Origin of the sequence: Nonomuraea sp. JJY05, assembly GCF_043496855.1 — a bacterium.
Classification (GTDB): Bacteria; Actinomycetota; Actinomycetes; order Streptosporangiales; family Streptosporangiaceae; genus Nonomuraea.
The window spans coordinates 71,900-84,010 of the sequence record NZ_JBIEIS010000003.1 but is presented as its reverse complement, the minus strand read 5'-3'; the positions used below and the strand labels follow the sequence as shown (position 1 = coordinate 84,010).

The 12,111-nt window shown below is 71.7% G+C and carries 13 protein-coding genes; 2 read left to right on the top strand and 11 right to left on the bottom strand.

Going from position 1 to position 12,111, the window contains the following annotated elements; translation table 11 throughout:
• Nucleotides 1–17 precede the first annotated feature (17 nt).
• Nucleotides 18–1,181, bottom strand: coding sequence for a trans-sulfuration enzyme family protein (locus ACFKCF_RS04505; RefSeq protein ID WP_394490893.1), 1,164 nt, complete (start codon nucleotides 1,179–1,181; stop codon nucleotides 18–20).
• Nucleotides 1,182–1,192: 11 nt separating this feature from the next.
• Here ACFKCF_RS04505 and ACFKCF_RS04500 point away from each other — a divergent pair, with 11 nt between their 5' ends.
• Complete coding sequence (locus ACFKCF_RS04500) at nucleotides 1,193–2,233, top strand: LacI family DNA-binding transcriptional regulator (RefSeq protein WP_394490891.1); 1,041 nt, start codon at nucleotides 1,193–1,195, stop codon at nucleotides 2,231–2,233.
• A gap of 41 nt (nucleotides 2,234–2,274) precedes the next feature.
• Nucleotides 2,275–4,413, top strand: a complete 2,139-nt coding sequence (locus ACFKCF_RS04495; RefSeq protein WP_394490889.1) for a helicase-associated domain-containing protein — start codon at nucleotides 2,275–2,277, stop codon at nucleotides 4,411–4,413.
• Between the two features lie 11 nt (nucleotides 4,414–4,424).
• Here ACFKCF_RS04495 and ACFKCF_RS04490 read toward each other — a convergent pair whose 3' ends face one another.
• From ACFKCF_RS04490 to ACFKCF_RS04445, 10 genes are all read right to left on the bottom strand, one after another.
• Nucleotides 4,425–5,912 carry a cation acetate symporter gene (locus ACFKCF_RS04490; protein ID WP_394490887.1) on the bottom strand — a complete coding sequence of 496 codons (1,488 nt, stop codon included), beginning with the start codon at nucleotides 5,910–5,912 and terminating at the stop codon, nucleotides 4,425–4,427.
• Nucleotides 5,909–6,289, bottom strand: coding sequence for a hypothetical protein (locus ACFKCF_RS04485; RefSeq protein WP_394490885.1), 381 nt, complete (start codon nucleotides 6,287–6,289; stop codon nucleotides 5,909–5,911). The genes ACFKCF_RS04490 and ACFKCF_RS04485 overlap by 4 nt, the downstream gene beginning before the upstream one ends.
• 43 nt (nucleotides 6,290–6,332) lie before the next feature.
• Nucleotides 6,333–7,079 (bottom strand): LytR/AlgR family response regulator transcription factor, encoded by a 747-nt coding sequence (locus tag ACFKCF_RS04480; protein WP_394490883.1) that lies wholly within the window; start codon nucleotides 7,077–7,079, stop codon nucleotides 6,333–6,335.
• Between the two features lie 33 nt (nucleotides 7,080–7,112).
• Complete coding sequence (locus ACFKCF_RS04475; RefSeq protein WP_394490881.1) at nucleotides 7,113–8,291, bottom strand: histidine kinase; 1,179 nt, start codon at nucleotides 8,289–8,291, stop codon at nucleotides 7,113–7,115.
• Nucleotides 8,292–8,302: 11 nt separating this feature from the next.
• Entirely contained in the window at nucleotides 8,303–8,710 is a 408-nt protein-coding gene (locus ACFKCF_RS04470; protein WP_394490879.1) for an HIT family protein, read from the bottom strand.
• Nucleotides 8,711–8,719: 9 nt separating this feature from the next.
• Nucleotides 8,720–9,445, bottom strand: a complete 726-nt coding sequence (locus ACFKCF_RS04465; protein ID WP_394490877.1) for a DUF1838 family protein — start codon at nucleotides 9,443–9,445, stop codon at nucleotides 8,720–8,722.
• Between the two features lie 26 nt (nucleotides 9,446–9,471).
• Nucleotides 9,472–9,900: a protease inhibitor I42 family protein gene (locus tag ACFKCF_RS04460; RefSeq protein ID WP_394490875.1), complete on the bottom strand. Its 429-nt coding sequence runs from the start codon at nucleotides 9,898–9,900 to the stop codon at nucleotides 9,472–9,474.
• Between the two features lie 48 nt (nucleotides 9,901–9,948).
• Nucleotides 9,949–10,650: a DUF3618 domain-containing protein gene (locus tag ACFKCF_RS04455; protein ID WP_394490874.1), complete on the bottom strand. Its 702-nt coding sequence runs from the start codon at nucleotides 10,648–10,650 to the stop codon at nucleotides 9,949–9,951.
• Nucleotides 10,647–11,027, bottom strand: coding sequence for a phage holin family protein (locus tag ACFKCF_RS04450; RefSeq protein WP_394490872.1), 381 nt, complete (start codon nucleotides 11,025–11,027; stop codon nucleotides 10,647–10,649). Before ACFKCF_RS04450 ends, ACFKCF_RS04455 begins: the two co-directional genes overlap by 4 nt.
• Nucleotides 11,028–11,284: 257 nt before the next feature.
• A complete protein-coding gene (locus ACFKCF_RS04445; RefSeq protein WP_394490870.1) occupies nucleotides 11,285–12,046 on the bottom strand; it encodes a methyltransferase domain-containing protein in 762 nt (253 codons plus the stop codon).
• Nucleotides 12,047–12,111: the final 65 nt, after the last annotated feature.

The window sequence follows — 12,111 nt, the reverse complement described above, 5'->3', positions numbered from 1 at the left end:
TCAGACAGCGCTGTCAGTCACGCTAGGCGACCGACCCCCTCCAGCGCTAGACCGAGATCCTTGATCAACGTGTCCGCGGGCTCCAGGCCGACCGAGAGCCGCACGAGGCCCACCGGGATGCCCATGGTGGCCCGCACGCTTTCCTCGGTGGACAGGGCAGGCGCGTTCACCAAGCTCTCGAAACCACCCCAAGAAACCCCAATCCTGAAATGTCGCAACTTATCGAGGAAAAGGCTGACCTCCTGGCGCGACTCCGTGTCCAGCACGAGGCTGAACAGGCTGGAGAACCCCGACATCTGCCGCTTCGCGAGGTCGTGCCCCGGATGGGACGGCAGCCCGGGGTGGTTCACCGCCCGCACGGCCGGATGTCCGGTCAGGAACTCGGCCACGGCCAGCCCCCGCTCCTGGTGCGCGGCCATCCGCACGGGCAGCGTGCGCAGCCCCTTGATCACCTTGGCCGCGTCGTGCGGCGACATGGCGGCCCCGTAGAGCTGGTACTCGGTCAGCGCCAGCGGCCTGATCAGCCGGGAGGGGCCCACCACGACGCCGCCCACGAGGTCGCTGTGCCCGCCGATGTACTTCGACAGCGAGTGCACGACGAGATCCACGCCCATGGTCAGCGGCTTCTGGAAGATCGGCGTGGACCAGGTGTTGTCCATCACGCTCACCAGCCCGCGCTCCCGCGCCCACGCCGTGACTTCGGTGATGTCCACCACGGCGTAGGCCATGTAGGAGGGGGACTCGAAGTAGAGTAGACGGGTGCTCGCCCTGATAGCGCTGTCACACTCCGCGAGGTCGTTCACGTGCGTATGCGTGACCCCGAACTTCTCCAGGTAACGCAGGAACTGGGTGGTGGGCCCGTACACTGCGCCCAGCACCAGCACGTGATCCCCGGCCTTGACGAGCGAGGAGATGGTCGCCGAGATGGCCCCCATTCCCGACCCGAAACACTTGGCACGCTCTCCCCGCTCGAGCGCGGCGAGCTTACGCTGAGCGAGATCGACCGTCGGGTTGGTCCCCCGCCAGTAGACGTACCTCTCGTCCTCGTTCCTGATCGCCTCGCCCAGCTCCTGCGCGGTCCTGAACGTGAACAGCGAGTTCTCGAACACCGGCGGGTTGACCGCGCCCAACGCCCAGGGCTCGTCCTCGCCCAACCGGCCACAGATCCATTCGTCATCCATGGGGGCAGACTATGACAGCCAGGGATCTGGGTGACCGGACGGCCTCGCGGGGCGAGACCCCGGGCGCCCGCAAGCCCACCATGGCCGACGTAGCCAGGCACGCGGGGGTGAGCCTCAAGACCGTCTCCCGCGTGGTCAACCAGGAGCCGCACGTCAGGGCCTCGCTGCAGGAGCGCGTGCAGGCGGCCATCAGCGCGCTCGGCTACCGCCGCAACGAGGCCGCCGCCCGGCTGGCCAGGGGCGCGACCATGCTGACGCTCGGGCTGGTGATGGAGAACATCTCCAACGAGTTCTACTCCCGCCTGGCCGCCGCCGTGGAGTCCGCCGCGGCCCGGCACGAGGCGCTGGTGGTGTTCGGCTCGTACGAGGAGAGCGCCGACAAGGAGCGCATGCTCATCGAGTCCATGTACGCGCGGGGCGTGGACTCCCTGATCGTCGTCCCCTCGGCGGCCGACCACTCGTGGCTGGCCGAGCACGCCTCGCTCACCACGGTGTTCGTGGACCGCGTGCCCCCGGGCCTGGAGTCGGCGGACGTGGTGCTGCTGGACGACGTGCGGGGCGGCCGGGCCGCGACCGAGCACCTGCTGGCCCGCGGCCACCGCCGGATCGCGCTGGTCTCGGACGACGAGGGCATCAGCTCGGTGCACGACCGCGCCACCGGCTACCGCGCGGCCCTGCGCGCGGCCGGGCTGACGGCCGACGACGCGCTGGCGGTCCGCGGGCTCTTCGACCCGTGGCGGGTCTCCCACGAGGTGAACCGGCTCCTGGACCTCCCCGACCCGCCGACGGCCTTCTTCGCCACCAACAACCGCGCCGCGATCGGCATCCTGCAGGCGCTGCGGGAACGTGCGGAGCGGCCCGCGTACGTGGGCTTCGACGACTTCGCCCTGGCCGACGTGTTCAACCCGGGGGTGACGGTGGTCCGCTACGACACGGCCCGCCTGGCCCGCAGCGCGGTGGACCTCCTGCTGAACCCGTCGCCGTCGCCCCGCCGCGTCAAGGTCCCGGTCGAGCTGGTGGCCAGAGGCTCGGGCGAGCTGCCGCCGTTCTGAACACCATGCGTGAGCGGTGTTCGTCTCGCTAGGGTCGAGTTGTGCCTCTTCCCGCCGCCGACCTGGCCCGCCTCCTTCGCAACCGGCCGGAGCTGGCCGCCGTCCCCTCCGCCGAGGCGCTCGAACGCCTGCTCGCGGCGCCGGAGCTGGCCGTGCCCGCCCTGCTGGCGCTCGACGCCGACTGCCACCTCGTCAGCCAGGCGCTGCAGATCCTGGGCGGCGAGGCGAGCCGCGCGGCGCTGGCCGAGCTGCTCCACGACCCCGGCGACCGGCTCGGCGAGACGATCGAGACCCTGGCCGCGTGGGGGCTCGTGACGCTGAACGGGAGCACCGTGACCTCGCCGCACCGGCAGGGCCTGTGGGCGAATCCGTTCGGGCTGGGCCGGCCGTTGCGCGAGCTGACCGCCGAGGATCTGAAGTCCGTGGTCAAGGGCTTGGGCGGCAGGCCCAAGGGCCGCAAGTCGGAGCTGCTCGCCCAGGCGGGCGAAATCGTGCGCGACGGCGAGGCCGTCCGCGCCCGCGCCGCCGCGTTGCCGCGCGAGGCGGCGGCGCTGCTGGAGTCGATGGCGGACGGGCAGCCGGTCTTCCAGCACGCCGTCTGGTACGGCTCCGGCGATGCCGGCCATCCGATCACGCGCCTGGCCGAGGCCGGGTTCGTGGTGCGGGACGGCTGGGAGTACGAGATGCCCATGGAGGTCGCGCTCGCGCTGCGCGGCGAGGGCTGGAAGCCGGAGCTCACGGGCCAGCCGGACGTGCCGTCCGTGGAGGTCACCGGGCACCCGGACGGGCTCGCCTCCGCGTTGGCCGCCGTCGACCAGGTGGAGGCGCTGATCGAGCTGACGGGGACGCAGCCCATCGCCGAGCTGAAGGCGGGCGGGGTGGGGGCGCGGGAGCTGAAGCGCCTGGCCAAGGCGCTCGACGTTCCCGAGAAGGCAGTCGTGCTCTGGCTCGACCTCGCCTTCGGCACCGACCTGATCGCCTCCGAGGCGGGCGAGAGGCTGGCGGGCACCACGCTGGCCGATGAGTGGCTGGGCCTGGACCCGGCCTCGCGATGGCAGGCGCTGGTGGAGTCCTGGCTGGCGATGCCGCAGGCGGCCACGTTCCGGGTGACGGGCTGCTGCGAGGAGCACATGACGCCGCAGGCGCCGCCGTACCAGTTCGAGTGCGGGGCCGGCGAGATCCGGCGGGCCGCGCTGCGCGTCCTGCAGACGCTGCCTCCCGGGCGGGGATCGAGCCCTGAGGGGTTGCTCCCGGCGGTGGACTGGCGGACGCGGGCGGTCAAGGAGTTCGCGCCGGCCGCCACCGCGTTCGTGGCCGCCGCCCTGCGCGAGGGCGAGCTGCTCGGGATGGTCCATGAGGGAGCGCTGACCGAGCTGGGCCGCGCCCACCTCGACGGCGCCGGCGTGGCCGGCCGCTTCCCCACGCCCACCCACACCGTGACCCTGCAGAACGACCTGACCGCGATCGTGTCGGGGGTGCCCGCGCCGCAGCTGACCGCGTTCCTGAACGGCTGCGCCGACCTGGAGTCACGCGACCGGGCCAGCGTGTGGCGCTTCTCGAACAAGAGCGTGCGCCGGGCGCTGGACGCGGGGACGACGGCCGACGGCCTGCTGGAGGAGCTGGCCCGCGTCGCCGCCAAGGCCGTCCCCCAGCCGCTGCGTTACCTCGTCACCGACGTCGCCCGCAGGCACGGCGCCGTCCGCGTCACCTCCGCCGCCGCCGTGGTGACCGCGGAGGACCCGGCGCTCATCACCGAGCTGTGCGGGACCAGGGCCCTGCGCAAGCTGGCGCTGCGCGCCATCGCCCCCACGGTGGCCCTCAGCGCCCTGCCTCCCGACGAGACCCTTCAGCTGCTGCGGCAGGGCGGCCACGCCCCGGTCGCCGTGGCCCCGGACGGCACCATCAAGGCGGAGCCGCCCCAGCGCCACCGCCTGCCCGTGGAGCCCGACCCGGCATGGGACGCCACCGCGATCCTCCAGGGCGGCGAGCCCGGCACGCCCGCCGAGGCCCTTTCCGTGGCCTCCGTCACCGGCGAGCCGATCGTCATCGTCTGGCAGCGGCGTGAGCATTACATGGAGGACATCGAGCTCACCCGCGGCACGGTGTCCGGCTACTGCCACGACTGCGGCACCGAACACACCTTCCAGCGAGGCCGGATCAAGGAGGCGCACCTGCCCTGATCGTCGGCGGATCACGACGAGCGGGGGCGCCAGTCGCCGCGGTCGAGGTCGAGGTCCTCCGGGGTGTGCAGCCTGACCATGGTCCTGGCGACCCCGGGCGGCACCCGGTGCGGGGTCAGGAAGGACACCGACACCATCACCGCGAACGCGATCGGCACCGTCCACGCCGCCGGCTGGCCCAGTAGAGCCCCGGCGGGCCCGTCGTACGGACCGGCGACGATCGTGACGAGCACGGCCGCGCAGGCCAGCCCGCCGCCCACGAACAAGCCGGCCAGCGCCCCCACGGTCGACAGGCGGCGCCACCAGATGCCCAGCACGAGCAGCGGGCAGAACGACGAGGCCGCCACCGCGAACGCCAGCCCCACCACGTCCGCCACGGGCAGCGCCCGCGCCCACAGCGCCAGGGCCAGCGGCACCGCGACCGCCATCAGCGTGGCGATCCTGAACGAGCGCACGCTGCCCTTGAGCAGGTCCTGCGCGATCACCCCCGCCACGGACACGGTCAGCCCCGACGAGGTGGACAGGAACGCGGCGAACGCCCCCGCCGTCACCAGCGCCGTCAGCAGGTCGCCCACCGTGCCGCCGACCATCCGCCCGGGCAGCGTCAGCACGACCGTGTCCGTGCGGACCAGGTCGGGCGCGTACAGGCGGCCGAGCCAGCCGTACACGGCGGGCATCAGGTAGAAGGCCCCGAGCAGCGACAGCACCACCAGCGTCGTGCGGCGCGCGGCCCGGCCGTCCGGGTTGGTGTAGAAGCGCACCAGCACGTGCGGCAGCCCCATGGTGCCGAGGAAGGTGGCCAGGATCAGCGAGTACGTCGAGTACAGCCCGTACTCCTTGCCCCCGGCCAGCGGCACCTGCCAGGTGGCCGCGTCCTGCGGGCTGACCGAGGGCGCGCCGTCGGCCTTCCACGCCATCAGCAGGATCACCAGCGGCAGGGCCAGCGCCGTCAGCTTGAGCCAGTACTGGAACGCCTGCACGAACGTGATCGACCGCATGCCGCCGGACAGCACGTTCACCGCCACGACGACCGCGACCAGCAGGCCGCCCACCCACACGGGCGTGCCGGTGATCTCGCGCAGCACCAGGCCCGCGCTCTGGAACTGCGGCATCAGGTAGAGCCAGCCGATCAGCACCACGAGCACGCTCGCGGTGCGGCGCACGGCCATCGACTCCAGTCGGGCCTCGGCGAAGTCCGGCAGCGTGTACGCGCCCGAGCGCCGCAGCGGCGCCGACACCAGCACGAGCAGCACCAGGTAGCCGCCGGTCCAGCCGACGGGCAGCCAGAGCATGTCCACGCCGAACGACAGGATGAGCCCGGCGATGCCCAGGAACGAGGCCGCCGACAGGTACTCGCCGCCGATGGCCGAGGCGTTCCAGAGCGGGCTGACCGTGCGGGAGGCGACGTAGAAGTCGGAGGTGGTGCGGGAGACCCTGATCCCGAACGCCCCGATCAGCACGGCCGCCACCACCACGATCAGCACCGCTGTAAGGCTCATCGGCGTTCGACCAGTTCGGCGAAGTGGCGCTCGTTGCGCTCGGCCTGGCGCACGTACAGCCAGGCGCCGATGACGAAGGCGGGGTAGATGAGCCCGGCGAGCACCGCCCACGGGAGCGGGATCCCGAGCAGGTGCACCGAGCGCAGCTCGGGGATGAGCAGGAACAGCAGCGGCAGCCCGCCGACCACGCACCCCAGCACCGTGCAGACGAACAGCGCCAGCCGGAACTGGGTGCGCAGGAACGAGCGCATGTAGACCTCGCCGAGCCGGGTCTGCTCGTCGATCTCCCGGGTCGCCGGGTAACGGGGGCGGCGGGCGGCGGCCGTACGCGGGCTCATCACGGCCACCCGGCGCGCGGGACGTGGTTCGGGGCTCATCTCGGCGCCGCCTTCCCGGCCGGGCCTCCCAGGATCGCGCTCATCACGACCTCGCCTTCCTGGCTCTGCGCACCAGCAGGTCGCGCAGCTCGCGCGTGTGGCGGCGGCTGACCGGCAGCTCGGTGTCCCCGACCCGCACCGTGCACTTGCCCGAGTCGATGTGCAGCTCCTCGATGTGCTTGACCGCCACCAGATGGCTCCGGTGCACGCGGACGAACCCGGCCGAGGCCCACCGCTCCTCCAGGGTGGCCAGCGGGATGCGCACCAGATGGCTGCCCGTCGCCGTGTGCAGCCGCGCGTAGTCCCCGTGCGCCTCGACGTAGATCACGTCGGCGCTGGACACGAACCGCGTCACCCCGCCCAGTTCGACCGGGATCGTGTCGGTCTCCCCCGACTCCACGGGCACGTCGGCCGAGACCGCCACCCGCCGGATCGCCTCCGCCAGCCGCTCCGGGCGTACCGGCTTGAGCAGGTAGTCCTCGGCCTTGATCTCGAACGCGTCCACGGCGTGCTCCTCGTACGCCGTCACGAACACCACCCGGGGCGGGTTCGCGAACTGCGACAGCAGCCGCCCGAGCACCACCCCGTCGAGCCCGCGCATCCGGATGTCGAGGAACACCGCGTCGATCGGCCGGCCGTCGGCGATGGCCCGGTCGAGCAGCCGCAGCGCCGCCGCGCCGTCCCTGGCCGTGGCCACCTCGCCGATGCGGGGGTCGGCACGCAGCAGGTACGACAGGTCTTCGAGGGCAGGCAGCTCGTCGTCGACCGCGAGCACCCGTAGTTGCGCCATAGACAGTGATAAAACCGACAAGAAAGATCGAGGTCAACGGGTAGAGACGCCTGGGTGATATTTCGGCAACCTGACGTTGACCTTGGTGCCCGCTCCCTGGGCGGTCTCGACCACGAGACCGTACTCGTCGCCGTAGACCTGGCGCAGCCGCTCGTCCACGTTCGCCAGCCCGACGCCGCCCGAGGCGGGGATGTCACCTGCGAGGATGCGGCGCAGCCGGTCGGGGTCCATGCCGAGCCCGTCGTCCTCGACGCTGATGCGGCACTCCGCCCCGGCGTCCTCGGCGATGATCGTGATGCGGCCGACGCCGTTGCGGCTCTCCAGGCCGTGCCTGACGGCGTTCTCGACGAGCGGCTGCAGGCACAGGAACGGCACCGCGACCGGCAGCACCTCGGGCGCGATCCGGAGCGTCACCTGGAGCTGGTCGCCGAACCTGGCCCGCTCCAGGATCAGGTAGCGGTCGATCGAGCGCAGCTCCTCGGCGAGCGTGGTGAACTCGCCGTGCCGGCGGAAGGAGTAGCGGGTGAAGTCGGCGAACTCCAGCAGCAGCTCCCTGGCCCGCTCCGGGTCGGTGCGGACGAAGGAGGCGATCGTGGTGAGCGAGTTGTAGATGAAGTGCGGGGAGATCTGCGCCCGCAGCGCGCGTACCTCGGCCTCCATGAGCAGCGTGCGCGAGCGGTCCAGCTCGGCCAGCTCGAGTTGCGAGTCCACCCACCCGGCCACCTCCTGCGCGGCCCTGACCAGGCCGGCGGAGGCGTCCTGCCCGTAGGCGGCCAGGGCGCCCACGACGCGGTCGTCGGTGGTGAGCGGCACGACCACGGCCTGGCGGATCGGGCATTCGAGCAGCTCGCAGTCGATGGTCAGCACCTGGGTGCGGCCGTCCTTCAGGGTGGCCGCCGCGTGCTCGAACGCCTGGTCGGCGTGGTGCTCGCCAGCGCCGTCGTACACGAGCAGCCGCTCGCCGTCGGTGATGGCCAGCGCGGCCGAGCCGAGCAGCGCGCGCAGGTGCCGCGAGGCCCGCTCGGCACCGTCGGCGGTCAGCCCGGCCCGCAGCGGCGGCCCGGCCAGCGAGGCGGTGTGCAGGGTCTCGAACGTGGCTCGCTCCGCCGGGCTGGTGCCGAGCTCGCGGCGGCCGCGCATGACCCGCCAGAGCACGATCGCGGGCACGCTGACGAGCACCGCGACCACGGCGACGCCCACCACGTACTCCACGCCGCCAGAGCCTAGCTCAGGGCTTTGCCGATCAGCTCCGCGTACGACTCGGCCTCCTCGGTGGAGTCGTACTTGGTGCGCGGCCAGAAGAAGCCGCGCAGCCCGTCTTTCTTGTTGCGCGGCACGATGTGCACGTGCAGGTGGGGCACGCTCTGGCTGACGCGGTTGTTCATGGCCACGAACGTGCCGGCGACCTGCAGCCCCTCCTCCACCGCCCGGGCCATGGCCCGCACCCGCTCGAAGAACGGCCCCACGTCGGTCAGGTCGGCGAGCGTCTCCACGTGGACCCTCGGCACCACCAGCACGTGCCCCTTGAAGACCGGCCGGACGTCCAGGAACGAGACCGCGACCTCGTCGGAGTGGACCATGGTCGCCGGTCGCTCACCCGCGATGATCTCGCAGAACAGGTCGGTGCTCACCGCCCGACCTTATCCGCCTTGCCCGCCGAGCTGTCGTGCCCGCTCGGCGAAGGCCGTCCAGCTCGTCACGTTGGGCGCCGACCACTCGGCGGGGGCGTGCAGGAAGTGCTCGCCCACCCGCTCGCGCAGCCGCTGCGGCACTTCGGCCACCTTGGCGCCCCTGCAGTGGTAGACCAGCCCGCCCGCGCGCTGCCCCATCGCCATCCACGGCAGCCACGGCGAGACCCGGCACCACGAGAACACGCACGGCACGTCCGGCACGCCGGAGTCCAGGTCCTTGGCCGAGGCGAAGAACTGGAACAGCTCCAGCGCCCGGTAGGTGTCGTTCGCCGAGTTGTCGGGGTAGTCGGCGACCTTCAGGGGCGAGGGGTAGGCCAGGCGGATGTCGATGTTGTAGACCACCTGGTCGCCCAGGCGAGTCGTCGGCACGGGGTAGGCGCCGAGCCGCTGGTTGACCGGGTCGTTGAAGACGTGCTGCACCTCGACCGCCCGCTCCGTGAACGGGTTGTCCCAGGTGTCGAGCACCTCCCTCGTCCTCGGGTCGAGGTAGAGGGCGGCCTCCCTGGTCAGCAGCTGCCAGCCGCCGTCGGCCTCGACCGCCCTGGCCACGTTGAGCCCCTCGAACCCGAACAGGTGGTGCGGCCCGCCGTCGTCCTGCCAGCCGTACACGTCGCCGGTCCAATAGGAGATGGTCTCCGCGCCGTCGGAGGAGGCGCGCACCCGGAGGAAGTCCATGATCCCCACAGTAACCGGGGCGCGCTCTATTTGACCGTCACGGTGAAGACGGCCTCGCCCGACTGCTGCCTGCTCTGCTCGTCCGGTGGCGTCGTGGACTGGCCGCACCGCCAGCAGTCGTACAGTTTGATCTCCGTCGTGCCCGGGCGCTTGCTGTTGAACACGAAGTAGGTCGTGCCCCCGGCCCCGACCCCGCCGCTGCCCTTGGTCTTGTGCTCCTCGCTGATGAACGAGGCGACCTTGGGGTCCGGCACGGCGACCAGCCTCCACTCGTCGCCCACCGACGGGTTGTCGGCGACGGCCAGCGAGAACCGCTGGCCGGAGCGCAGCTCGACGGGCACTGCCGTGCCTTTGGCGCCCTTGATCACCGTACCGAAGTCGCTCACCGCTGAGCCCCCGCCGCACCCGGCCGCCAGCAGGGTGAGCATGGCGGCGGCGATCGTTCGACGAATCACCACGGCAGGGTATCGGCCCCTGCGGGCGCCGGCCGTACCCGTCCCCTTCTACCGGTGGGGGCGGCGGTGCCGCCGCAGCATCATGCGGCGGACGACGAAGGCGGTCACGGCGCCGGCCACGGCGACGAGCAGCACGGGCCGCTTCCGCGCCCGCCCTGCGGCGTCCTTGACCTGGTGGGGCGTGCCCTCGCGAACCTTGTCCGCCACCTCCGACGCCTTGTCCATGACGGATCCGGCCATGTCCGCGGCCCTGTCCTTGGCGGTCTCGGCCACGTGGGCGGCCCTTGCCTTGACGTCGGCCTTGGCCGCCAGCGCCCCGACGGTCTCGCCCAGTTCCCTGCGGGTTTCCTCGATTTCCTTGCGCACGTCGCCTCCTTCTTCGTGGTGTACTCCCTGACCCGTCCCGGACGAGTGGCGCGTCTCGGCCGAGTGGTGGGAGCTGCTGTGGTGGTCACTCTGGTGGTGGTCGCTGTGGTGGTGGTCGCTGTCGTGGACCTTGTGGTGCGGCGATTCCGACTCGGCCCACTCACGCTCCACGGCCGCGATGTGGTCGTCGGGGACCGGGGGCTCGGGGAGAAATATCTCGTGTTCCGTACGTTTCTCCTCCGCCCGCCGGGCGTTCTCGGCCGCGCCCGGCCTGGTCGGAGGCACGTTGATGGACTCGCGTTCGGTCGGCGTGCCCACGGTCGCCCTGCGGGCGCCGACGTTTCCGGCGTGTTGCTCGCTGTATCCAGGGTCTGTCTCGCTCATCGCCGTGCCCTCTCCTTGACCATGTCGATGTCGGCCCTGACGCTCGCGAGGGTCTCCGACGGGACCGGCGACCCGGCGCGTCGCACCTGGCCCTTACCGATCAGGGCGAGCAGCGCGGCGATGACGAAGAGCACGCCCGCCACGATGGCGGCGGCGGCCCACGCGGGCAGGACCAGGGCCAGAAGCAGGATGGCTGTGGTCACGACTGCGGCGCCGCCGAAGAACGCGGCCATTCCCGCCGCGCCGAACAGCCCCGCGCCGAAGCCCGCGCGCTTGCCTTTTTCCGCCAGCTCTATCCTCGCCAGGCGGAATTCGTCCCTCACGAGCCTGGAGAATTGCTCGGAGAGGTCGTTGACCAGCTTGTGGGTGTCGTTCACAACGCTCGCCTCCTCCGCTGAGGAAGGCGACTACCCAAACAAGCGGCCTTCTATCACGCTGCTTTACCGCTTGACGACCTTGAGCAGGAATCCGAGGGCCGAAAGCACCGGGTCTTTCTGCACTTCGCACCAGTTGTCCGGCTGCTTGGGCCTGCTCCACGGAGACGGGAGCTCACAAGAGGGAGCCTGCGGCTTGGGCCGCTCACACCACGATCCGGGAGGGTTCATACCGAACATTCTACAACTTCAGGTATGGCTTATATAAGTCTTTCCTCACCCATTGCGCAGATGAGGTGGATCAGCGCGGCCACCCTCCGGTAGGGGTCGGTCCGGCCCGCGCGCTCCTCCGCCGCCAGGAGTTCGTCGATGTCCTCGGGGACGGGCGCGCCGTCGGGCGCGGCGTCGCAGAACACCCGCACGCCGTACCACTGCCGCACCTGCAGCCCCTGTACGGCCAGCCGCCGCGTGAGCTCGTCGAGCCGGTCGGCCCTGGCGGGGACGCCGAGCCGGTTGACGTAGCCGGTGGCCCCGAACGCCTCCAGCGCCCCGGCCCAGTCGCCCATGAGCCCGTTGCGCATGGCGAGGGCGTCGCCGTTGCGCACGAGCAGCGAGAGCCGGCCGCCGGGCGCGAGGAGGCGGGCGAGATCGGCGAGCAGCGGGTCGGGATCGTCGAAGTACATCAGCACGCCGTGGCACAGGACGATGTCGAAGCTCCCCGGCTCGAACAGCTCCCGCAGCCGCCCGGCCTCGGCCTGGACCGTCCGGATGCTCATGCCCGGCTGGATCCCGGCCTCCAGGAGGTGAAGGAGCTCGCGGGAGGCGTCCAGGGCGGTGACGTGGTGGCCCCTGGCGGCCATCCTGAGCGCCTGCGTGCCCTGGCCGGAGCCCACGTCGAGGACGCGGCACGGGGTCTTGGGGAGGTGCTCGGCGAGCTGGCGGGTGACGAGGTCCTGCCGGACGACGTCACGCAGCGCCCCCAACCGGGCCGCCCATCTGCCCTCTGCTCCTGAGAACCTCATGTGCAGGATTCTAAGCGGGCCCGATCTTCCCCTCCTCGCGGACCCCGGTCGGGGGACGGCGCGCC

Excerpts from the sequence above, each read along its gene's own strand:
- ACFKCF_RS04505 (WP_394490893.1), bottom strand. The coding sequence starts at position 1,181 with ATGGATGACGAATGGATCTGTGGCCGGTTGGGCGAGGACGAGCCCTGG.
- ACFKCF_RS04500 (WP_394490891.1), top strand. The coding sequence starts at position 1,193 with ATGACAGCCAGGGATCTGGGTGACCGGACGGCCTCGCGGGGCGAGACC.
- ACFKCF_RS04490 (WP_394490887.1), bottom strand. The coding sequence starts at position 5,912 with ATGAGCCTTACAGCGGTGCTGATCGTGGTGGTGGCGGCCGTGCTGATC.
- ACFKCF_RS04485 (WP_394490885.1), bottom strand. The coding sequence starts at position 6,289 with ATGAGCCCCGAACCACGTCCCGCGCGCCGGGTGGCCGTGATGAGCCCG.
- ACFKCF_RS04480 (WP_394490883.1), bottom strand. The coding sequence starts at position 7,079 with ATGGCGCAACTACGGGTGCTCGCGGTCGACGACGAGCTGCCTGCCCTC.
- ACFKCF_RS04465 (WP_394490877.1), bottom strand. The coding sequence starts at position 9,445 with ATGGACTTCCTCCGGGTGCGCGCCTCCTCCGACGGCGCGGAGACCATC.
- ACFKCF_RS04455 (WP_394490874.1), bottom strand. The coding sequence starts at position 10,650 with ATGAGCGAGACAGACCCTGGATACAGCGAGCAACACGCCGGAAACGTC.
- ACFKCF_RS04445 (WP_394490870.1), bottom strand. The coding sequence starts at position 12,046 with ATGAGGTTCTCAGGAGCAGAGGGCAGATGGGCGGCCCGGTTGGGGGCG.